Below are 20437 nucleotides of genomic sequence, written 5' to 3' on the forward strand. Positions count from 1 at the left end.
GAGGGCTTGGCACCTGCGTTCGGGAGTATGCGATGCAGGCGCGGCTAGGCGGGAGGGAGACGCCTAGATGTATTGGGTTCGACAGCCGATGGCCCGGCGTTCGTCGGTGCTGAAAAGATCAGTCGCAAGCCAGCCTTCGGCACATTGTCGACCTCTGTCACGCATGTCTGTCAGTTCGCCCCAGTCGATCCAGGGTCTGACGAAGAGTTCAGCCCCTGCTCGGTATTGACTGTCGAAGATGGTGTGAACCGGCGCGCATTTGGTCGCGCAATGGGTGGAGGAAAAGCTGCGATCCGGACATAGCGTCGTGAACAGCGAAGGCCTGCCTGCGATGATCAGGCGGTGGCTCGTTTTCGGTGATCGAGCAGACGGCAATTGCGAGATGTCCCCGTCCCCCCAATAAGTATCGCCGTCGATCTCGATCGGCTGGGAGAGGAACGGGACTGTCGCTGCTGCCACGATCGCGTCAATCGACAGCTGCTCACCGGAAAATATCTTCACAGCATCGGTGCGGGCATTGACGGCCAGGACGCTCAGTTTCACCGGGCAGTCTTCGTTACTGATCTGCTCGAGGTCGATCGACTGTTCCAGCATCGATCGCAGCAGGCTCGTTCTATCGATGGCGAACATCGAGGCATGGCTGACGCGCCGCCAGAAGTTGGCAAGTGCCGTGCGCGCGCCGCGCCTGCCGCCGACGCTCAGCCCATAGGCAAAGACCGCCGCTTGCATCGCCGCGAAGCCCGACGCAGTAACGCCGCTCACGTTGCAGTTCGGCTGGTCCAGCAGCCGGTCGAGCACACCCCAGACGAAAGCAGCATGCGCGTCGTTTGCCAGCACGATGTCGATCGTCTGGTCTTCGACACCGAGATGCGCCGCTGGCGCGGCTGCTGCAACTGTTCTCACTACGGACTGAGCAAGCATGATCTGGTCTCCATCCCCAAGGTCGCCGGCGAGGGCGATTGGAAAGAGACTGCCGCATCTTCTTGTTCAGCCGAAATGCTAAGGTGGCATGAAGTCCATAGGCAGATTGCATTGGCTGCCCGTCCTCACACGCCGCACTCTTTCCCGATCAGGCTGGCGCCGTTCACCCAAGCCGCGCCTGGAGTGCGAAGGAGATCAACGGTGAGAATACAACTTGCCTGCGTGGCTGTGTTTGCCGTCGCCTTTGGCGCGAACCCGGCGTCCGCCAACCCGTTCACCGACCTCGCTGCACTGCCGACGTTCTACACGGACGCCACGATGAAGACGATGAAACCGATGGCTGGATTCAAGAAAGCCTGGCTCGCCCTGTCGAATCATGACCGGGCAAAGATGACGAAGGCATGCAGCGACCCGGCGATGCGCAGGCCCCATGCACAATTCTGCGCGAATGTCCTCGCTTTGGGCGGAACCAACCAGTGACTGTGCCGGATAGCATCTGTGGATGCAGAACCGGCATAGTCTTCATACGCAGATGACATTGGTGAGTTGGCAGGTGATTGCGGCAAGGTTCATACCAGCAAGGAGGAAGTCAGTAATTCTGAATTGCTGTCAAGCCAATCTAACGGTTGTCGAGTGGACGACTACCTAACCAGAGAAGGACTTGAACATGAACCTTAAAGCTATCTGCCTCGGCGCTTTTGCCCGTTCCGTTCTTGGTGGCGTGGCCGTCGCCGGCGCCCTCGACGAACCCTCCAACATGCAGCCCTTCTTCACCGATGCCGGCATGAAGACGATGAAGTCGAGCGCCGACTTCGAGACCGCGTGGAAAGCGACACCGAAGAACACGCAGGACGCCATGATGAAGGAATGCAATGACGCCGCCATGAGCAAGCCGCACGCGCAGTTCTGCGCCCAGCTCTTTGCCCTGGGTCATCATAGCTGATATCCTGCTGCGTCAAGCTATAACCGGACAGTTGGATGGCGGGCCTTGGCCCGCCATCGTCGTATGACGAAACGCTATCGACTTTATAGCCCCCGCGCATTGGCATGATCCGGCCCATTGCGGCAGTCTTCGAGCATGCAAATGCATCTATGCAGCTGAGGGACGATACGCATGGACATCCATCACATCCGCTACTTCCTGGCCGTCTGCGAGACCCGGAATTTCACGCGCGCCGGCGAGAGATGCAACGTCACTCAGCCGGCGCTGTCGCGCGCCATCCAGCAGCTCGAGGACGAGGTCGGCGGCCTGTTGTTTCGCCGCGAGCGGAACCTGACGCACCTCACGGATCTGGGCGCTTTGCTCCGCCCCAGATTTCAGCAGATCCTCGACGAGGTGACCGGCGTTCGCCAGGAGGCGTCGCGGTTTCTGTGCCTGGAGAACGCGAATCTCAAGGTTGGTGTGATGTGCACGATCGGTCCGCGCCGATTTACCGGCCTGTTGGCGGATTTCAACAGGCGCCAGCAAGGCATCCAACTGCAGCTTGTCGAGGGCGTGCCGGCATCCCTGTCGCAGCTGCTGGAAGCGGGCGAGATCGATGTCGCCATCATGGCGTCCAGCAACAGTTTTCCCGAGAGGTTCGATGTCACGCCGCTCTATCGCGAGCGGTTCGTCCTGGCATTCCCCAATGGCCATCGGCTGGCTCGTAACGACAATGTCGCCATCTCGGAGCTCGACGGCGAGAACTATCTCAGACGCCTGAACTGCGAATATCGAGACTATCTTGCGGGCCTTTGCAATGAACGCGGTGTGAAGCTCAGGATCTCCTACGCCAGCGAACGCGAAGACTGGATTCAGAACATGGTCTCCGGTGGGCTGGGCATCTGCTTCATCCCCGAATTCAGCGCCGTCATCCCCGGCTTGCAGGTCAGGCCCGTTATCGATCCGGAAGTTTGGCGGGAGGTATCGCTTGTCGTTGTGGCCGGGCGCCGGTTCTCGCCGGCCACATCAACTTTCGTCAACAGCGTCAAGGCGCATAGCTGGCCGGAAAGCGGGATCGATCTGTCTGTAAGGAAAACGGCTGCATAGCAAACCGAAGAAAAGAGCCGAGGCCACGCCTTATGTTGTGGCACGCACTCTCGCGCCGGTATGATGATCCACGATAGTTTTCAGGTATCGATTTAAGAGCCAGTCAGCATTTCTCTTTCGACGAGGCTCCGGTCACTCTCCTCGTCATGCCCCGCCTCCCGCGATTGGGCACCGACAAAGGAGAAATACGAGATGGCTACCAAGAAACTCAATCTTGCGTTCGCTCTGGGCATGCTGGCCGCGACCGCTGCATTTTCGGCGGCTCCGGCTTTTGCAGGCGAGTGCCCTGCCGGGCAGGCCGCCACCACCGACATCCAGGAACATCCCAGCAAGCCGGTCGGCGTCACCGACACGGTGCTTTCCGCAATCGATTTGAGCAGCAAGGGTGAGGCTTGGAAAGGCAACATGCTGCGCCTTCGCAAGCTCGTCGTTCAGCCCGGCGGCGTCGTGCCGTGGCATGAGCACAATGTCCGCCCCGCCAACATTATCGTCGTCGAAGGCTCCATCACTGAATACGCCAGCACCTGCAAGGTCGGCATCGAACATCCGGCCGGCGACGTGACGGCCGAGTTCGGCCAGCTCGCCCACTGGTGGAAGAACAACGGCAAGGTTCCGGCCGTGCTCTATTCGGCCGACGTGCTGCCGCCTGCGATGCACGACGATCACATGATGTGAGCCGCCCGCAGCGGTGAAGTGATCCCGACATCGGAAGCCAAAGGTCCATCCTCGGGCGATTGCCCGAGGACATGGCGACGGAGCCTGTCATGACGACGAGTGAACGGACGGAACCGACAAAGGTTCGCACTTTTGCGGCAGACAGCTGGCGCTTCGGCCTGATCGCGCTGATCGCGTTCCTGACGCTCGTTGACCTGTTCGCCACCCAGGCCATCCTGCCTTCGCTGGTGGTGAAATTCGGCGTCAGCCGCGCCACCATGGGCTTCGCCGTGAATGCCAGCACGTTCGGCATGGCGGTGGCCGGGATCGCCGTCGCGCTTTTTGGGCGCGGCATTGATCGCCGCAACGGCATCTGGATCAGCCTGGCCATCCTGGCGATCCCGACGACGCTGCTGTCGCAGACGGACAATATCGTTGTTTTCGCCTTGCTGCGCGTGGCGCAGGGCCTCTGCATGTCGACAGCCTTCACGCTGACGATGGCCTATCTGGCCGAGCATTTTTCAGCGCGGCAGACGACGAGCGCGCTTGCAGCCTATGTGACAGGCAACGTGGCCAGCAACTTTTTCGGCCGGTTGATGTCGGCGGCGGTGGCCGACACGTTCGGCATCTCCACCAACTTCCTGACCTTCGCCGCGCTTAATCTGCTCGGCGCCGCTCTTGTCTGGTTCACGTTGCAGAAGACCTCGGCAATGATGCGCGCCGACCTGGACGGCGAGCCTGCCCGCGCCGCCTGGAAGGCCCCGTTGCGGAATGTGGAGCTGCGCGCTTGTTTCGCGATCGGCTTCCTGATCCTGTTCGTCTTTATCGGCACGTTCACCTACGTGAATTTCCAGCTCGTCGCGGTGCCGCTTTCGCTCACGCCGATGGCCCTGGGCGCTGTCTATTTCGTCTTCCTGCCATCGATGCTGACGACTCCGCTCGCCGGCCGAGTCGCAGCGAGCCTTGGCCCCAGGGGAGGGATCGGAGCGACGCTTGCGCTGGCAATCATCGGTTTGCTTCTGCTGCTCGCACCCAGCCTTCCGATCGTCCTGGTAGGGATGGCGCTCATTGCCGTCGGCACCTTCCTGGCTCAGGCGATAGCCACGGGACATGTCAGCCGGACCGCGTCGCGCGATCGCGCCGCCGCGAGCGGCATCTACTTGGCGTCATACTACGGCGGCGGGCTCGCCGGCAGCTTCCTCATCGGACAGATCTACGACCGTGTCGGCTGGACTGCATGCGTCGCCGTGCTGGCCGCGGTTCTCGCCGGTGCGATCGCGATCGCGCGCGTGCTGCGAACGCCCAAGGGCTGAGACCTGAAATCGAAACCTAGTTATCCAACCAAGGAGACCGACATGACCAAGCAACTCAAGACTCTGCTTGCAGGCGCCGCCATGCTGATGGCCGTTGCCCTGCCGGCCGCCGCTTCGGACGGCGTCGTCACCGTGAAGAGCGACTATTCCGTCGCCGAAACCGTCGCCCGCATCAAGAAGGATGTGCTCAAGAAAGGCATCAAGTTCTTCGGCGTCATCGACCAGGCTCAGCTTGGCAAGAATGCGGGCAACGACGTAAGGCCTTCGCGGCTCGTCATGTTCGGCAATCCAGCGCTCGGCACGACCTTCATCACATCCAACCCCGAGGCCGGGCTCGACTGGCCCGTCCGCGTGCTGGTCTACCAGACCGCCGACGGTTCGGTTTACGCCGCTTACAGCGATTTCGACTGGATCGCCAAGCGGCACGGCATCACGGATCGCCCCGCGCAGTTCAAGATGGCGACCGAAGTCATCCAGTCGGTCACCTCAACCGTCAAGAAGAACTGAGGGAGGCTTCTAGCCGCAGATGCCTCGCTCGAACGGCGACGCATGCGGCCTGCGAACTCATTCGGCGGCGGACAACGCCTTAACCCGCTCGCCGAACCATTTCTTCTGCGTGGCTTCCCGCACCAATGCGCCGACCGCGGGCGAATGCCTGCGGCCGCGCACCGTGACGAGATTGACCTCGCGCCAGAACTCCGGCTCGGTGATCGGCAGAGGCACCACGCCGGGATGCTTCGCGGTATGTTCGGGCATGAACCCGAAACCGAGCCCGGCAGCGATCATCGCCAATGTCCAGTCGTCGCGATCGCTCCAGTAAACCGGGCTGACCGTGACGCCTTGCTCGGCAAGGATGGCATCCGCGTAACCCGCGAACTCGCAATTGTTGCGGTGGATGTAGCTTTCGTTGCTCATATCCTTCACCCGCACAACGCGTTGGTTGGCAAGGCGATGGGCAACATGCACAGCCATCACCATCTGCTCCTGGAACAGCGGCAGGGAATGCACTTCTTCGTCGGCAACATCTGAAGGCAAGGCATAGATGGCAGCCTCCAGCTCGCCCTCGAGCAGCCTTCGCCTGAGGCTCACCGCGTCCGCATCGCAAAGATGCAACTCGACGCCAGGGTGGTGCGCGCGCACAGCCGCGATGAGTTCGATGATCTCGTCCGGAGCGATCGTGCTCATGATGCCGACCTTGAGCGGCATCTTCTTCAGCGTCACATATTGCTCGGCAATCTGCTTTGCCTGGCGCGAGTTCTCGAAGACGCCTTCGAGATAGGTCTCCACCATGCGGCCGAGCTCGGTAAGGTGAGTGAAACGGCGCTCGCGGTGGAAAAGCGGCCCGCCGAATTCATCCTCCAAAAGCTTGATGGCGCGCGACAGCGCCGGCTGCGTGACGTTGCACTGCTCGGCCGCTCTGGTGAAATTCAACTCCTTGGCGACGGCCAAGAAGTATCGGACCTGGCTGATCTCCACTGCACGCTCCCCTCACTGGACGCGCATACGGCATCGCCCGCGTTGCCACGCAATCTTACTAGCTGCCCTTACGTCAAACAACCCGACCGGGTCGATCGACATCCAGGGCTTGAAGCCAACGATCTGACCGTCAGCTATCGAATCCATGTCTCAACGGCATTTCCGCAGCTTGCGGCGGTTCACCATACTCATCGTCAGATCCAGAGCAGCCCGCGCGCCATCGCTCGGTAGCGGCGCAATCAGAAGGACAAGACGATGTTCAAAGGCAAGACAGCGCTCATCACCGGTTCGACCAGCGGCATCGGGCAAGGTATTGCCGAAGCCTTCGCGGCGAAAGGCTGCAACATCGTTCTGAACGGCTTTGGCGACGCCGCCGAGATCGAACGCCTTCGGGCAAAGCTCGCCGCCGATCATCGGGTCGCCGTCCGATACGACAATGCCGACATGAGCAAGGGCGACGCGATCACCTCAATGATGGACAAGGCCATCGCCGAGTTCGGCGCCATTGACATATTGGTCAACAATGCCGGCATCCAGCATGTCGCGCCGATCGACGACTTCCCGATCGAGAAATGGGAAGCGGTCGTGGCGATCGATCTCATGTCTTCGTTCTATACGATCCGGCGCGCGCTGCAGGCGATGAAGGCGCGCAAATGGGGTCGCATCATCAACGTGGCCTCCGCGCACGCGCTCGTCGCTTCTCCCTACAAGTCAGCCTATGTCGCGGCCAAGCACGGCGTCGCCGGCCTGACCAAGACCGTCGCGCTGGAGGTTGCCGAACAAGGCATCACGGTCAACGCCGTTTGCCCCGGATACGTGCTCACCCCGCTTGTCGAGAAGCAGATACCCGACACGGCGAAGGCCCGCGGGATCACCGAGCAGCAGGTGATCAACGATGTCCTATTGGCCGCACAGCCCACCAAGCAGTTCGTCACCGTCGAGCAGGTTGCCGCGCTGTGTCTGTTCCTGGCGTCGGACGAGGCGGCCTCGATCACCGGCGCCGTGATGCCGATCGAAGGCGGTTGGACCGCTCACTAGACCTGCACGAGGAGCGAAGGCCATGAACAAGATCACGCAAAACCTATCCGCCACGCAGGCAGAACCGGCGACTGGACATCAGGGCGATGTCAAACGTCAGACCGTCCTTGTCCTTCAGGGCGGCGGCGCGCTCGGCGCCTATCAGGCCGGAGTCTATCAGGCGCTGGTCGAGGGCGGCATCGAACCGGACTGGGTCATAGGCACGTCCATCGGCGCCATCAACGCCGCGCTGATTGCCGGGAACAAGCCCGGCGATCGCCTGCCCAGGCTTCAGGAATTCTGGGACAGCGTCAGCCGCAGCAGTCCATTCGACGAATTTTTCCGGATGATGGTCCCGAGCAACATCTTTGCCAATATGGGCACGGTGATGCGCGGCATCCCGGGATTCTTCGAACCGAACCCAAGCGCCATGTTTGGAGTGAACCGCGAGGTCGGTGTCGAGAATGCCTCCTACTACACGACGGATCCGCTCAAAAGGACCCTGAACAACCTGGTCGACTTCGACTACCTCAACGGTCGCCACACGCGGCTGACGGTCGGGGCGGTCAACGTCAATACCAGCGAACTCAAATACTTCGATACGCGCGAGATGATCCTGTCGGCGGCGCACATCATGGCGTCCGGCGCCTTGCCACCGGCGTTTCCGGCGGTCTGCATCGACGGCGAGCCCTATTGGGACGGCGGCATCTATTCAAACACGCCGATCGAGGTGGTGCTCGATGCGCGACCCAGGCGAGACGCGCTGATCTTCGCGGTCAACATGTGGCAGCCCCGCGCAACCGAGCCGAAATCGATCTGGCAGGTCATGGGCCGGCAAAAGGATCTTCAATACGCCAGCCGCGGCCGGAGCCACGTTGCACGGCAGGAGCAACTGCATCGGTTGCGGCATGTGGTGCGCGAAATGGGAAAGCTGGTTCCCGAGGAGCGTCGCGAGGATCCGATGTTCAAGGAATTCGCCTCCTATGGCTGCCCTTCGGTCATGCACCTCGTCCGCCTGCTTTCGCCGCGACTGGACGGCGAGGACCACACCAAGGACATCGACTTCACCCGCTCGGGCATTCGCACCCGCTGGCAGGCCGGATACGAGCATGGGCAGCGCGTCCTCACCGACAAGCCCTGGGAATGCGAGATCGACATGCTTCAGGGCATCGTGATCCACGAATCCCAAGAGTGAAATGCGACGCGCCGAGGAAGACACGGAGACCACCGATGCAGATCATCACCCCCGGCATGCGGTTGATTCCGGAAGCCGTGCTCGCCAACAATGCTGCGCTCTTCCGCACGATCCCGGAGACTCCCTCGCACGCTGACAAGTCGCTGCATCGCGTGGTCATTGTGGGCGGCGGCGCGGGCGGCTTGGAACTGGCGACACGCCTCGGCCGCAAGTTCGGCAACCGGCGGCTTTCCGTTACGCTTGTCGACCGAAACCGCACCCATATCTGGAAACCGCTTTTGCATGAGGTGGCATCCGGAGCCTTGAGTGCGTCGCACGACGCGGTTGAATACATCGCCCATGCCAGCCGCCATCGCTACCGATACCGCATTGGCGAGGTCGTCGGCATCGATCGTGCCAAGCGCCAGGTCTTCGTCGCCCCCAGTTTCGACGATGATGGCCGCCAGATCATCCCGCCACGTGTCCTGGGTTACGACACGCTGGTCATGGCCGTAGGCAGCGTCAGCAATGATTTCGGCACACCAGGCGCCGCGCGCCACGCCATCTCGCTTGACACCGCCGAGCAGGCCGCCCGGTTCAACAAGCGGATGATCGACGCATGCCTGCGCGCCAACGCGCAATATGAGCAGCTGTCGCCGGGCCAACTCCATTGCGTCATCGTGGGCGCCGGCGCAACTGGTGTCGAACTGGCGGCGGAACTGCACAAGTCGATGCGCGAGATTGCCTCGCATAATCTCGACAACATCGATTTCGAAAGGCTGATCCGCATCACCATCGTCGAAGCAGGACCCCGGATCCTGCCAGCGCTGCCGGAGCAGATGGCAAGCGCAACGGCACGCTTGCTGATCAAGTTGGGCGTCCAGATACGATGCGGGATCAGGGTCACCGAAGTGACCGAAGACGGCATCCGGCTGGGCGACAAGCTTTTCGTGCCGGCCGAATTGGTCGTCTGGGCAGCCGGCATCAAGGCGCCGGAATTCCTGAGAAGTCTCGATGGTCTCGAAACCGACCGCATCAACCGCCTGATCGTCGACGAAACCTTGCGCACGGCCGGAGACGAGAATGTGTTCGCGATCGGCGACTGCGCGAACTGCCTGCTGCCGGGCGAAGAGAACGCCCTGCCGCCGCGAGCCCAGACGGCCCATCAGCAGGCAGACCACATGGCCAAGGTGATCGCGGCGCGTCTCGCAGGGCAAGCCGCGCCAGCGTATCGCTACCGCGACTACGGCTCGCTGGTTTCACTCGCCGACTACGGTGCGTTCGGCAGCTTGATCGGCGGACTGAAGATCGAAGGTCTTGTTGCGAGGCTCGTCTATCGCTCGCTGCACAAGATGCATCTCAAGGCGGTTCACGGCCTCGCCAAGACAACGCTTGCTTCGATCGGCGAGATGATCGTCAGGCGCGCCAGACCGCGGATCAAGCTTCACTGAGGCTGGCGGAGGCGGTGCGATGGAAAAGTATGATGTCGTGATCCTGGGCGGCGGCAATGCCGGCATGGGCGTCACGGTAGCGACGCGCGCCGCCGGACTCTCCGTCGCCATGGTAGAGGCTCGCGATCTCGGCGGCACCTGTCCCAATCGCGGATGCACGCCGAAGAAGGTGCTGGTTGCGGCGGCCCACGCGCTCGACGAGATCGGAAGAGCCGGCAATCATGCAATCGAAATCGAACCGCCGAGGCTCGATTGGCGAGCCTTGATCGAGCGGGAGAAAAATATCATCAGGGAAATTCCATCCCGCCTATCCGGATTGATGGCCAAGCGGGGTGTCGATGTCATCCAAGGAGAGGCCGCATTCATTTCTAGCAATGCCGTCCGCGTCGGCATCCGAGAGATCGAGGCCAGAAACATCGTCATCGCCACCGGCTCGAAGCCGCGCCCGCTGTCGATCCCGGGGGCAGAATTTCTGACCACATCCGACGATGTGCTGAGCGATCCTGCGTTGCCTCGCGCCGTTGTGTTCATTGGCGGCGGCGTTATTGCCTTCGAGCTGGGTCACGTCTATGCGCGCGCCGGCGTCGAGGTCACCATCCTCGAGGCGCTGCCGCAGCTCCTCGGAGGCTTGGACGAGGATGCCGTTGCCCAAATCCGTGCCGAGAGCGAGCGGCTTGGCCTTAGGATCCATACCAAGGCCTGGGTCAAGAAGATCGAAAAGACCGACGGGCGGCTGCGGGTGAGCTTCGCGAAAGATGGCGCCGAATGCTCGGTCAACGCGGATCGGGCCGTCAATTGCGCGGGGCGCGTGGCCAATGTCGGGGGGCTCGATCTTGGGGCGGGTGTCATCGTGCATCGCGAAGGCCGCATCGAGATCGACGAGCATCTACGCTCGCGTTCCAATCCAGACGTCTATGTCTGCGGCGATGCCGTGTGGAACTCTCCGCAGCTTTCGCCGGTGGCGACCTATGAAGGCGGGATCGTCGGCCGCAACATCGTCGACGGCGCGAAGCATCGGCCCGACTACAGTCACATACCCACGTCTCTCTACAGCATTCCGGCCGTGGCCACCGTCGGTTTGACCGAGGCCCAGGCGAGAGAGCGCGGCTTCGTCGTCAACGTCCACCTGAACGATATGCATGGCTGGCTTTCCGCCAAGACTTTCGCGGAGCCGGTCGCATGGTCGAAGATCATAGTCGAGGAAACGACAGGCAGGATCCTCGGAGCCCACCTAGTCGGCCATGCCGGCGAAGAACTGATCCACATCTTTGCGCTCGCGATGAAGCATGGCATCGCGGCGCGAGAGCTGTCCGAAATGGTCTGCGCTTTCCCGACTTTTGCAGCGGATATCAGGAACATGGTGTAACGCGTCGGCCCGGGCCAGCGAAGTAGAGCGGAGGCTTGGCATGTGTCGATGCACGCAGGGCATCAAAACCATGCAAGAAAAACATGGCGATTGCCGAGGGGTTGCGGTGGTAGGCTATGCGGGACGTGTGAAAGTGCAGACATGGCCGCCGACGACCAGGCAATGACATTCGAGCAGTCCGTCCAGGCAGCCATCGAACTTGATGCGCCCCTCAATGAACGGCTGGCAGTAGTTGCCGCGGCGGTTCGCCGCCTAAACTCGGAATTCGCCGACGCGGTCGAGCGACTGGTGGCCCGCCTTGAGAAGCAGGGCGCCGGCACGATGGCGCCGGCTCCCGGCGAAGCCATGCCTGGTTTCCTGTTGCCTGATGATCAGGGCAGGCTCGTCAGCCTCGCCGAAACCCTGGCCAACGGGCCAGCCGTCATCACCTTCCAGCGCGGTCACTGGTGTCCTTATTGCCGCTTGAATGCCATCGGGATTGTCGAGGTGCACCGCGAGATCGCGGAGCTGGGAGGGCAGGTGGTTGCGATCATGCCGGAGCGTCGCAAATTCGCAAAGGCCATGAAGGCTCTGGTCGGCGCACAGTTCCCATTCCTGATCGACATGGACAATGGATACGCGCTGTCGCTCAACCTCGCGATCTGGGTTGGCGCCGAAATGGAAAGGCTCATGGGCCTGGGGCTCGACATCCCCAACTATCAGGGCAACAGCAGCTGGTTTATGCCCATCCCAGCCACCTTCATCGTCGGAACGGACGGGATCATCAGGGATCGCTTTGTCGATCCGGACTACCGCCGTCGCATGGATATTGACGACCTGATCGCGGCGCTCAGGCGGGCTCGCTGACGCCGAAGGACGACCAGTCGGCGGCCCTCAAAAGGTTGAGCAGGGTTGTCGCGACAGGCGAGCGATGCCTGCCGGCAACCGCATAAACCGAAACGATCCGCGAGACGTCCAGATCGCGAAGTTTGAGCCGGCGGGTGGTCGGGGATCGCGGTGCCGTAAGCGTGACAAAGCCCACTCCGGCATTGGCCTCGAGCAGTGCGAGCAGATCCTGGTCCGTCTCGACTTCATGCGCGGTCCGGGGGGTATACCCCTTGGCGGAAAGGCAGCGCGCGAGTTCCTCGCTCGTCTCCCAATCGATCCGACTGAGCACAGGTTCGGCAGCAAGCTGCGCTAGCGCGACATCTGCCTCGTTTCGCCGGGCGAGCGGATGATCCGAATTGACGGCGAGCTCGATGCCTTCCTGAAACAGCGGCCATGTATCCAGGCGATCCCAGGCCTGTCCGAGCGGACCGGCAATCGCAAGCTCCACTTCACCGCCCTTCAGCGCCTCAATCACTGCAGCCGGCGAGCCACGGTGAATCTTGAGATGCGCACCCGGGTAGGCTCGGAAAAGCTCCGTGAAGGGCGAAACCAGCAACGCTATGTTGATGCTGTTGGATATCGTGACGTTGAGGGGTGCCACGTCACTGCTTTGCACAGCCTTGGCCAGTGACTTGGCGGAAGTGGCCGCATCATAGCACTGTTGCAGCAACGGCAGCATGCGGCGCCCGAGTTCCGTAAGATGCGAATGCTGACGCTCGCGCCGAAGAAGCTCTCCCCCTAACTCCTCTTCAAGCGTCTTGATCGCGCGCGTAAGGGCCGGCTGAGTGACGTTGCACTCCTCGGCCGCCCTGGTGAAATTCAACGTGTTAGACAGGGCCAAAAAATAGCGGACCTGCTGCATCTCCATGGAACTTCGCCCCCTCAGCGAAATGGTTTATCAGCGATGGCGCCTGTTCGTAAGCTAGCGCAATACAGCGCTTTCGGCAAAGTGCAGCCAGCTTGACGTCCGCTTTCACCATGTCGGCCCTGAAAACTGTCGGTCTGCTTGCGGCCCCAAGTCGGCCGTCTGTCCCGCCAGTCCATTGCGTACGAAAGGTGGCAGCAGAGTCCCGATTCGAGTGGAGCCGTTGCGATCCGATAGCGCGCGCCATATCACGGTCTACCCGTGCCTTGCGATGTCATTTATTGGCGCGGCCCAAAACCTCTATACGGTCGTAGAGGCACGATGGATACTGTTTCCTGCATCCCGCTTTGGAACAACGGAAGGGCATTGAGCACCGAGCGAACGTCTTCCATGGTCTCTGCCTCCATGAGAAGGCAGGCACCTCCCATATCGGCGCGATTCCAGATTTGTCGCACGGCGCCTGCTATGTACAGCTGCCGAACGCCTTCAGCTTCGGCTTCCAGTCTCTCTGGCGTGTAATGCGCGTCGCCGAAGTGTTCTGTTCGCCGGCGTGTCAAGACCATGTATTGCATGAATGTCGTCTCCTGTTGGGGTGGAGCCCTTCTTGATTCGTTGCAAGGGCTCGAATGTTTCAGCATTGCCATCTTTCTCTTCACCTGCGGAATACGTCTCACGATCCGTGCAAAAGACAGTTGACGGTGCGCCTACCTTTGGATCTGCCGACGGTTGAACGAGAGCCGCCATGCTGGCGCTTCTATCTGTCATCGGCCGGGACGAGGCGCAGGTGAACTTGTCCTCCAGGGCGGTCGACAATGGCTACGCGCGAAAGGCCGATATCTTGAAGCTGGGTGTCCGTAAGTTCCATCAGCGCGCGATGGCTGCGCCGTCTTTCCAGTATCTCCTTGAGCCAGCTGACGATTGCCGCAAGGCGCGTTAGCCACATTCGCAGAGATTGGACTTTACATCGCGGGGAAGTGTTTGCACTCGGCACGACATCCCGGATTGGCCGAGCTTCTCCTGCCTTCGTTTCGGTTCGCCGCAGTGGGTTGCTCGTTCGTGCGGGCCTGAAGGCGACTACGTTGGCGCTTGCATCCATGACATTTCTCCTTTCCGCCACGAGCCAATGATGTCAAAAACGACGGACGATCCCGCCGCTTTGAAGTTTCGAAACCCAACACTGGCGGTCAGTGGTTGCCGAAAAGATCCCGACGCCGCTCGGCCGCTTGGTCCTGGCCGGTGGCTGGGCTATCGCCTGAATTGAGCAGTTCGTAGCCCACGCTGTGACGTATCGAGGAGGTATGGGCGTTATCGACCTGCCGCTCGGCGATCGCGTTGATATCAGAACGGCCGACATTCGGGTTTTCGGCGAATGCGCTGCTGCTGACGGCTAAAAGCGCGGCGGTGTAAACAGCGATCTTTTTCATGGAAGGCTCCTAACATTGAGTTTCTGGTCTTGCCTCACGAACAGGTTCTCGCCCGTTCGCCAGGAAGAATGGATCTTCGGATGGCTCGTGATAACCGTCCAAGATTGGGAAACATCATCCGCCGTGAGCGGATAATGTGCTTACGGACAGTCGCGCTGATTCAAAATCGGTCCAGGATGCTATTGCCCGAGGCGACGTCTCTTGGTGCCGACCGGCTTTGTCAGATGCTCTAGGAGATCCCGCGCAGGCGCCGTCAATTCCTCTTCATTGCGCACACAGACTGACAGACGCCGTCTAGCCCATTCGTCGGAAAGGGGAACGAACGCGATGCCTGCCGGCTTAGCGCAGCGGCGCTGCTGTTTCGGGCACGATGCCGAGACCAACGCCAGCCGCCGCCATCTGGCAGATGCCTTCGAAGGTGCGCATGCGCACCCGCGTCTTCAGCCTAACGCCTATCCTTGCCGCTTGGGCATGGATGTGATCCTGCAGCGCACCACCCGCCAAGCCAACAAAGTGCTGATCGACGATATCGGCGAAGGCGACGCGCGTCTGCGCTGCCAAAGTGTGATCGCGCCAGAGCACTACTACCAGGCGGTCAATGGCGAAGGGACGCAGTTGCAGGTTGGCGGTGTCGACCGCGGACGAAAGGATGCCGATCTCGACCAGCCCAGCCGCGACGGCCTCACGATCTCGAAGCTCTGTCGTTCCTTAAGTTCGATATCGATTGATGGGTGCGCGGCCATCCATGATGCCAGCCGTTCCGGCAGAAATTCGGTGAAGGTGGCGGTGTTCACGCAAAGCCGGATGGTCGAACGCAAGGCGCTAGCGTGCTTGCCGAGTTCGCCGCGCATCTGCGCCATCTGACGCTGAATAAGGCGGGCGTGATGTGCCAGCACTTCACCGGCTGGCGTCAGCAACACGCCGCGGCGTCCGCGCTCAAGCAGCTTGACCCCGCCGCCGGCTTCCATGTCACGCAGACGCTCGCTGGCCGCGGACAGCGAGAGCCCGACGTCCGCTGCGCCTTGAGTAATGTTGGCCGCGTCCACGACGGCCAGGAACAGGCGAAGGTCTGTCAGATCGAAACGCACGGGTGGGAAGGTATCCGATAGCCAGCCTTCGGACCAGCCGAAGCCTGACAGCGGATCATCCGCATTGTGTCTGTCGCCAAATGCTTTACGCCAACGCCATGGACCACTCCACGTTGCTCATTGTCGCGGCAACCGCGACCTTCTTCCTCGCCGGCATCGTAAAGGGTGTCACCGGCATGGGACTACCTACGGTTTCCATGGCGGTGCTCGGTTCGCTAACGTCGCCGCTGAGTGCGGCCAACCTGCTGATCGCTCCTTCGTTCGTGACCAATGTCTGGCAGCTTCTGGCGGGCCGAAGCATCGGTGTCCTTTCACGCAGGCTCTGGCCGATGATGCTGGCGGTGGTCGCAGGAACGATTGCTGGATCATCATTGCTAGCCGGCGGCAGCGCCGCCGTCACGACGAGCGCGCTGGGGGCAGCCCTTGTGCTCTACACCGGTTACACCCTCGTCTCTCGTCAGCTTCGCGTGCCGGCGAGGCTGGAACCCTGGCTTTCGCCTGTCATCGGCGTCGCGACCGGCGTGGTTACCGGAGGCACCGGTGTCCTGGTCATCCCCGCGGTGCCCTACCTTCACGCGCTCGATCTCGATAAGGACGATCTCGTGCAGGCGCTTGGCCTTTCCTTCACCATTTCCACTATTGCCCTAGCGGCCGGCCTTGCATGGCGGGGTGCCCTCCGGATCGACGAATTTGTTGCATCTGGGCTTGCCATCATTCCGGCGCTAGCCGGCATGTGGGTCGGTCAGATGATCAGAAAACGCATCAGCGCCCAAATCTTCCGGCGCTGGTTCCTGATCCTTCTCTTTCTCCTCGGCACGGAAATGCTGGCGAGACCCTTCCTATGAAATTCCTGTCAATCGCACACGCCTCAGTACTTCATCTCCATCCATCTGCGGTGATCCGCAAAGCGCTCGGCCAGGAGGTCGATGAAGCTTCTGACCTTGGCCGACACATGGTGACGATGCGGATAGATCGCGTTGATCGCGAACTCGACCCCTGAATAGTTCTCCAGCACTCGGATGAGGCGCCCTGAACCAAGGTCGTCGGCCACGATAAAAGGTGGCGGTATGAACAGACCGCGACCGTCGATGGCGAGACGCCTGAGCGTTTCCTGGCTGTTGGTGATCAGGTTGCCACTGATCCGGACAGACGCAGGCTCGCCGTCCGGACCTTCGAAACGCCACTCGTCACCGAAAGGGTACGAGGCATGGCGCATGCAGTTGTAACGCACAAGGTCACAGGGACGAAGCGGCGTCCCATGACGTTCGAAATAGGCAGGCGAGCCGCAGACGATGTTGCGCCACGATGTCAGTCGCCGCACGATCAGGCTTGAATCAGGAAGTGGCAACGAACGCATGGCTAGGTCGAACCCTTCCTCCACCATGTCGACCATCCTTTCGCTGACGGTCAGATCGACCGAAACGGTCGGATAAAGATCCACGAACTCTGAAATAACCGGGGCCAGGAAACGGACCACGCTCATGCTCGAGTGAAGGCGAAGCTTGCCTTGTGGCGTTGCCTGGAGCGCCCTGGCGATGCGGTCCGCCTCGTCGAGGTCGGCGAGGATCTGCGAGGAACGCTGGTAGTAAGCTTGGCCGATCTCGGTCAGACTTACCTTGCGGGTCGTGCGATTGAGAAGTCGAACGTCTAGCCTGTCTTCCAGCGCCTGGACGTGGTTGCTGACCATCGTCGTCGACATGTTGAGGCGTCGGGCCGCCGCGGAAAATCCGCCGCATTCCACAACACGGCCAAACACAATCAAGCTTGTGAGTCTGTCCATCGCACCGATTGTCCCTTGTCAATGGATGATCCTTCCATTCGGCCGCCGATTATCACATCTATCGTGTTAGCGCATACTCCTCTGGTGAACCGGCCATGCTCCCGCCAAAAGGAGATCGCGATGAACGTCACCGTCAATCCAGCCATCCTGGAGCATCCGATCGAGGCAGGGGAAGTGCCGCGATCACGGCTGCAGATCATCAAGCGAATTACAATAGGGATGGGCCTGGTGGCTGGCCTCACCGCCGCGGTATCCTATGGCTATGACTACTGGACGGTTGGCCAGTACCTCGAATCGACCGACGATGCTTATCTCAAGGCCGACTATACGATTGTGGCGCCGAAGACCTCTGGCTATATCGCCGAGGTGCTCGTGGAGGACAACACGCGCGTCAGGGCAGGGCAGGTCCTCGCCCGCATCGACGATCGCGATGCCAGGGCCTTGCTAGACCAGGCGCAAGCCAACGTCGAAGCAGCGGAGGCAGCGCTGCGCAATCTGGACGCTCAAATCGCCCTGCAGAATTCGGTGATAGAACAGCAAAGGGCGAATGTCGCCGCGACGCAAGCGAAGCTCACTTTCGCGCGACAGGAGAACGATCGGTACAAGACCTTGCTGAGCAGCGGGTATGGCACCAGCCAGAGGGCACAGGAGGCTGTGGCTGCACTGGGCGAGAACGAAGCCCAGTTGCAGCGCGACCGCGCCGCGCTGGCTGCGGCAGGCAAGACGATCGACGTGCTCGCGAGCGAACGTGGTAAGGCCCACGCACAAGCGGACCGCAGCCGCGCAGCGCTGCGCCAGGCGCAGCTCAACCTCTCCTACACCGTGATCACCGCGCCGGTCGACGGCACAGTCGGGGCTCGCTCGCTTCGCGTGGGCCAGTACGTGCAGGCCGGAACCCAACTCATGGCTGTGGTTCCACTGGATGCGGTCTATGTCGTGGCGAATTTCAAAGAGACACAACTCGCCCATGTGCGCAGCGGACAGCCGGTCGAACTCGCAGTCGACGGCTTCCCCGGTGTGGCGCTCAGGGGGAAAGTCGACAGCCTGTCGCCGGCAAGCGGGCTGGAATTCGCCCTGCTGCCCCCCGATAACGCCACCGGCAACTTCACCAAGATAGTCCAACGTATTCCGGTGAAGATCGCGATCGAGGGCGGCGGGCTCGCCGGATTCCTACGGGCCGGCATGTCGGTCGAACCGACTATCGACACGAAATCTGCCTTTCGCGCCGCACAGCGCGAATTGGACGGCGGCCGCCGATCATAGTCAGCCGATGATCGGCATTGCTAAGCGGATCCCCCTCCCGTCCGCTCGCCGGCCGCCGTCCAACATATTCGCCTGTTGGTTCCCCAGCATCAAGGAGTCCGACCGTGCCTGCAACTCTAACCACCCACTCCGCACGCGAAAAGACCCCGAGTCGAGTCCAGCTTGAGGGCCAGTCGGCATCTCTTAAATCTTGGGTCGCGGTCATCGGCTCGACGCTTGGAGCCTTCATGGCGGTACTCAATATCCAGATTGTCAATGCTTCGCTCGCCGACATTCAAGGCGCCATAGGCGCCGGTATCGACGATGGAGGCTGGATATCGACCGCCTATCTCGTCGCGGAAATTGTCGTCATTCCGCTCACCGGATGGCTGTCACGAGTCTGCTCGATCCGTATCTACCTGCTGGCCAACGCGATCTTGTTTCTTGCTTTTTCCGTCGCCTGTGCCTTCGCGCAAAACCTGCAGGAAATGATCGTCCTGCGAGCCTTTCAGGGCTTTTGCGGGGGCGTCCTGATCCCGGTTGCTTTCACCATCACCATAACTCTCCTGCCCAAGGCGAAGCAGCCAATCGGGTTCGCGCTGTTTGCGTTGTCGGCGACCTTTGCTCCGGCGATCGGACCGACGATCGGGGGCTATCTCACCGAGAACTGGGGTTGGCAGTACATCTTCTACGTCAATCTCGTTCCCGGCGCGCTTATGGTCGCCATGCTGTGGGGGGCCCTCGAAAGGACGCCAATGCAACTCTCGCTGCTGCGTCAGGGTGACTGGGCGGGGATCACCACAATGGCGATTGGGCTCGGGGCGTTGCAGACCGTGCTTGAGGAAGGAAACAAGGACGACTGGTTCGGCTCACCTTTCATCGTGCGGCTGTCGCTGATCGCCGCCGTCAGTCTTTCGCTCTTTCTGTGGATCGAGCTGAGAAGCAAAAGGCCCTTGCTCAACCTCAAGCTGCTCGCGCGTTGGAATTTCGGTTTCGCCGTTCTGGCCAGCTTCCTGCTGGGAATAGCGCTTTACGGCGCGGTGTTCATCCTCCCCGTCTACCTTGCCCGTATCCAGGGCTATAATGCCGAGCAGATCGGCATGGTGCTGGCCTGGACGGGTTTACCCCAATTGGTGCTGATCCCTCTGGTGCCCCGGCTGATGCAGCGTTTTGACCTGCGCATGATCGTCGCCATCGGCTTTGCGCTGTTTGCGGCGAGCAACTTCATGAACATCGAGATGACGGCGACCTACGCGTCCGACCAGCTTTTCTGGCCGAACATCGTGAGGGCCTTTGGTCAGGCCCTCGTCATGGTGCCGCTTTCTGCTATCGCTACCGCCGGGATCGAGCAGGAGAATGCAGGCTCCGCCTCAGCGCTCTTCAACATGATCCGAAATCTCGGCGGCGCCGCCGGCATAGCCATGCTCCAGACGTTTCTGACGAAACGCGAGCAATTCCACTCGAACGTGCTGGTTCAGTCGGTGTCGCTGTTCGAGCAAAGCACCCGCGCGCGCATCGACCGTTTGACTGGATATTTCCTAGTCCATGGCATCAGCGATCGCGCCGCCGCGACCCACCAGGCCATCGTCGCCATCGCAAGAGTTGTGCAGAAGCAGGCCTATATCATGGCGTTCAGCGACACGTTCTACCTGCTTGGGGCAGCCCTGGTGGCAGCACTCGGCGCCAGCCTGATGCTTCGGAAACCGGGCAAGATCGAGGCTGGCGGCGGTCACTGAGATGTCGAAAACGGGTTGAGTGCCGACGACCCGG

Annotated in this window: 20 protein-coding genes and 2 pseudogenes; 14 read left to right on the forward strand and 8 right to left on the reverse strand. The window is 61.2% G+C overall.

Features of this window, described 5'->3' with window-relative positions:
- Positions 1–63: 63 nt before the first annotated feature.
- Entirely contained in the window at positions 64–921 is an 858-nt protein-coding gene (locus E5X34_RS27590) for a hypothetical protein (protein WP_292571436.1), read from the reverse strand.
- A gap of 201 nt (positions 922–1122) precedes the next feature.
- On the opposite strand from E5X34_RS27590, the gene E5X34_RS27595 reads away from it, so the two are divergent.
- From E5X34_RS27595 to E5X34_RS27620, 6 genes are all read left to right on the forward strand, one after another.
- Positions 1123–1401 (forward strand): hypothetical protein, encoded by a 279-nt coding sequence (locus tag E5X34_RS27595; RefSeq protein WP_292571439.1) that lies wholly within the window; start codon positions 1123–1125, stop codon positions 1399–1401.
- A 187-nt stretch (positions 1402–1588) separates the two neighbouring features.
- A complete protein-coding gene (locus E5X34_RS27600; RefSeq protein WP_292571442.1) occupies positions 1589–1864 on the forward strand; it encodes a hypothetical protein in 276 nt (91 codons plus the stop codon).
- A 171-nt stretch (positions 1865–2035) separates the two neighbouring features.
- A complete protein-coding gene (locus E5X34_RS27605; RefSeq protein WP_292571446.1) occupies positions 2036–2950 on the forward strand; it encodes a LysR family transcriptional regulator in 915 nt (304 codons plus the stop codon).
- Between the two features lie 192 nt (positions 2951–3142).
- On the forward strand, positions 3143–3625 hold the full coding sequence (locus E5X34_RS27610) for a cupin (protein ID WP_292571449.1): 483 nt from the start codon (positions 3143–3145) through the stop codon (positions 3623–3625).
- Between the two features lie 89 nt (positions 3626–3714).
- A complete protein-coding gene (locus E5X34_RS27615) occupies positions 3715–4917 on the forward strand; it encodes an MFS transporter (protein WP_292571452.1) in 1203 nt (400 codons plus the stop codon).
- Positions 4918–4959: 42 nt separating this feature from the next.
- Complete coding sequence (locus E5X34_RS27620; RefSeq protein WP_292571455.1) at positions 4960–5424, forward strand: DUF302 domain-containing protein; 465 nt, start codon at positions 4960–4962, stop codon at positions 5422–5424.
- Positions 5425–5481: 57 nt separating this feature from the next.
- On the opposite strand, the gene E5X34_RS27625 is transcribed toward E5X34_RS27620, so the two are convergent.
- Positions 5482–6393, reverse strand: a complete 912-nt coding sequence (locus tag E5X34_RS27625) for a LysR family transcriptional regulator (protein WP_292571458.1) — start codon at positions 6391–6393, stop codon at positions 5482–5484.
- A 255-nt stretch (positions 6394–6648) separates the two neighbouring features.
- Here E5X34_RS27625 and E5X34_RS27630 point away from each other — a divergent pair, with 255 nt between their 5' ends.
- The 5 genes from E5X34_RS27630 to E5X34_RS27650 all read left to right on the forward strand — a co-directional run bounded on the left by E5X34_RS27630 (position 6649) and on the right by E5X34_RS27650 (position 12247).
- Positions 6649–7431 (forward strand): 3-hydroxybutyrate dehydrogenase, encoded by a 783-nt coding sequence (locus tag E5X34_RS27630; RefSeq protein ID WP_292571461.1) that lies wholly within the window; start codon positions 6649–6651, stop codon positions 7429–7431.
- 22 nt (positions 7432–7453) lie between these two features.
- Entirely contained in the window at positions 7454–8605 is a 1152-nt protein-coding gene (locus tag E5X34_RS27635; RefSeq protein ID WP_292571465.1) for a patatin-like phospholipase family protein, read from the forward strand.
- 35 nt (positions 8606–8640) lie between these two features.
- Positions 8641–10035, forward strand: a complete 1395-nt coding sequence (locus tag E5X34_RS27640; protein WP_292571468.1) for an NAD(P)/FAD-dependent oxidoreductase — start codon at positions 8641–8643, stop codon at positions 10033–10035.
- 19 nt (positions 10036–10054) lie between these two features.
- Positions 10055–11401, forward strand: a complete 1347-nt coding sequence (locus E5X34_RS27645) for an NAD(P)/FAD-dependent oxidoreductase (RefSeq protein ID WP_292571471.1) — start codon at positions 10055–10057, stop codon at positions 11399–11401.
- A 141-nt stretch (positions 11402–11542) separates the two neighbouring features.
- Complete coding sequence (locus E5X34_RS27650) at positions 11543–12247, forward strand: peroxiredoxin-like family protein (protein ID WP_292571474.1); 705 nt, start codon at positions 11543–11545, stop codon at positions 12245–12247.
- Here the strand turns inward: E5X34_RS27650 and E5X34_RS27655 are convergent.
- The 5 genes and pseudogenes from E5X34_RS27655 to E5X34_RS27675 all read right to left on the reverse strand — a co-directional run bounded on the left by E5X34_RS27655 (position 12231) and on the right by E5X34_RS27675 (position 15645).
- Complete coding sequence (locus tag E5X34_RS27655; protein ID WP_292571477.1) at positions 12231–13136, reverse strand: LysR family transcriptional regulator; 906 nt, start codon at positions 13134–13136, stop codon at positions 12231–12233. The two genes, E5X34_RS27650 and E5X34_RS27655, sit on opposite strands and share 17 nt — an antisense overlap.
- Before the next feature lie 275 nt (positions 13137–13411).
- On the reverse strand, positions 13412–13705 hold the full coding sequence (locus E5X34_RS27660) for a muconolactone Delta-isomerase family protein (protein ID WP_292571480.1): 294 nt from the start codon (positions 13703–13705) through the stop codon (positions 13412–13414).
- Positions 13706–13887: 182 nt separating this feature from the next.
- The gene (locus E5X34_RS32940; RefSeq protein WP_366664914.1) at positions 13888–14229 is read right to left on the reverse strand and encodes a DUF1127 domain-containing protein; all 342 of its coding nucleotides are present in this window, start codon (positions 14227–14229) and stop codon (positions 13888–13890) included.
- 88 nt (positions 14230–14317) lie between these two features.
- Positions 14318–14557: a DUF680 domain-containing protein gene (locus tag E5X34_RS27670; RefSeq protein ID WP_292571482.1), complete on the reverse strand. Its 240-nt coding sequence runs from the start codon at positions 14555–14557 to the stop codon at positions 14318–14320.
- Positions 14558–14736: 179 nt separating this feature from the next.
- Positions 14737–15645, reverse strand: a pseudogene (locus E5X34_RS27675) (LysR family transcriptional regulator).
- Between the two features lie 80 nt (positions 15646–15725).
- Between E5X34_RS27675 and E5X34_RS27680 the strand changes: the two are divergent.
- Complete coding sequence (locus E5X34_RS27680) at positions 15726–16490, forward strand: sulfite exporter TauE/SafE family protein (protein ID WP_292571485.1); 765 nt, start codon at positions 15726–15728, stop codon at positions 16488–16490.
- A 23-nt stretch (positions 16491–16513) separates the two neighbouring features.
- Here the strand turns inward: E5X34_RS27680 and E5X34_RS27685 are convergent, their stop codons facing one another.
- A complete protein-coding gene (locus E5X34_RS27685) occupies positions 16514–17425 on the reverse strand; it encodes a LysR family transcriptional regulator (RefSeq protein ID WP_292571488.1) in 912 nt (303 codons plus the stop codon).
- A 120-nt stretch (positions 17426–17545) separates the two neighbouring features.
- On the opposite strand from E5X34_RS27685, the gene E5X34_RS27690 reads away from it, so the two are divergent.
- Positions 17546–18688: an HlyD family secretion protein gene (locus tag E5X34_RS27690; RefSeq protein WP_292571491.1), complete on the forward strand. Its 1143-nt coding sequence runs from the start codon at positions 17546–17548 to the stop codon at positions 18686–18688.
- A 185-nt stretch (positions 18689–18873) separates the two neighbouring features.
- Positions 18874–20403, forward strand: a pseudogene (locus tag E5X34_RS27695) (MDR family MFS transporter); the annotation flags it as partial.
- Between the last annotated feature and the right edge of the window lie 34 nt (positions 20404–20437).

Source organism: Mesorhizobium sp., from assembly GCF_004963255.1.
Taxonomy (GTDB): domain Bacteria; phylum Pseudomonadota; class Alphaproteobacteria; order Rhizobiales; family Rhizobiaceae; genus Mesorhizobium.

Coding starts and splice junctions, on each gene's coding strand:
- E5X34_RS32940 (WP_366664914.1), bottom strand. CDS start 14,229: ATGGATGCAAGCGCCAACGTAGTCGCCTTCAGGCCCGCACGAACGAGC.
- E5X34_RS27690 (WP_292571491.1), top strand. CDS start 17,546: ATGAACGTCACCGTCAATCCAGCCATCCTGGAGCATCCGATCGAGGCA.
- E5X34_RS27685 (WP_292571488.1), bottom strand. CDS start 17,425: ATGGACAGACTCACAAGCTTGATTGTGTTTGGCCGTGTTGTGGAATGC.
- E5X34_RS27620 (WP_292571455.1), top strand. CDS start 4,960: ATGACCAAGCAACTCAAGACTCTGCTTGCAGGCGCCGCCATGCTGATG.
- E5X34_RS27600 (WP_292571442.1), top strand. CDS start 1,589: ATGAACCTTAAAGCTATCTGCCTCGGCGCTTTTGCCCGTTCCGTTCTT.
- E5X34_RS27680 (WP_292571485.1), top strand. CDS start 15,726: ATGCTTTACGCCAACGCCATGGACCACTCCACGTTGCTCATTGTCGCG.
- E5X34_RS27605 (WP_292571446.1), top strand. CDS start 2,036: ATGGACATCCATCACATCCGCTACTTCCTGGCCGTCTGCGAGACCCGG.
- E5X34_RS27615 (WP_292571452.1), top strand. CDS start 3,715: ATGACGACGAGTGAACGGACGGAACCGACAAAGGTTCGCACTTTTGCG.
- E5X34_RS27610 (WP_292571449.1), top strand. CDS start 3,143: ATGGCTACCAAGAAACTCAATCTTGCGTTCGCTCTGGGCATGCTGGCC.
- E5X34_RS27650 (WP_292571474.1), top strand. CDS start 11,543: ATGGCCGCCGACGACCAGGCAATGACATTCGAGCAGTCCGTCCAGGCA.
- E5X34_RS27645 (WP_292571471.1), top strand. CDS start 10,055: ATGGAAAAGTATGATGTCGTGATCCTGGGCGGCGGCAATGCCGGCATG.
- E5X34_RS27670 (WP_292571482.1), bottom strand. CDS start 14,557: ATGAAAAAGATCGCTGTTTACACCGCCGCGCTTTTAGCCGTCAGCAGC.
- E5X34_RS27635 (WP_292571465.1), top strand. CDS start 7,454: ATGAACAAGATCACGCAAAACCTATCCGCCACGCAGGCAGAACCGGCG.
- E5X34_RS27590 (WP_292571436.1), bottom strand. CDS start 921: ATGCTTGCTCAGTCCGTAGTGAGAACAGTTGCAGCAGCCGCGCCAGCG.
- E5X34_RS27660 (WP_292571480.1), bottom strand. CDS start 13,705: ATGCAATACATGGTCTTGACACGCCGGCGAACAGAACACTTCGGCGAC.
- E5X34_RS27655 (WP_292571477.1), bottom strand. CDS start 13,136: ATGGAGATGCAGCAGGTCCGCTATTTTTTGGCCCTGTCTAACACGTTG.
- E5X34_RS27630 (WP_292571461.1), top strand. CDS start 6,649: ATGTTCAAAGGCAAGACAGCGCTCATCACCGGTTCGACCAGCGGCATC.
- E5X34_RS27640 (WP_292571468.1), top strand. CDS start 8,641: ATGCAGATCATCACCCCCGGCATGCGGTTGATTCCGGAAGCCGTGCTC.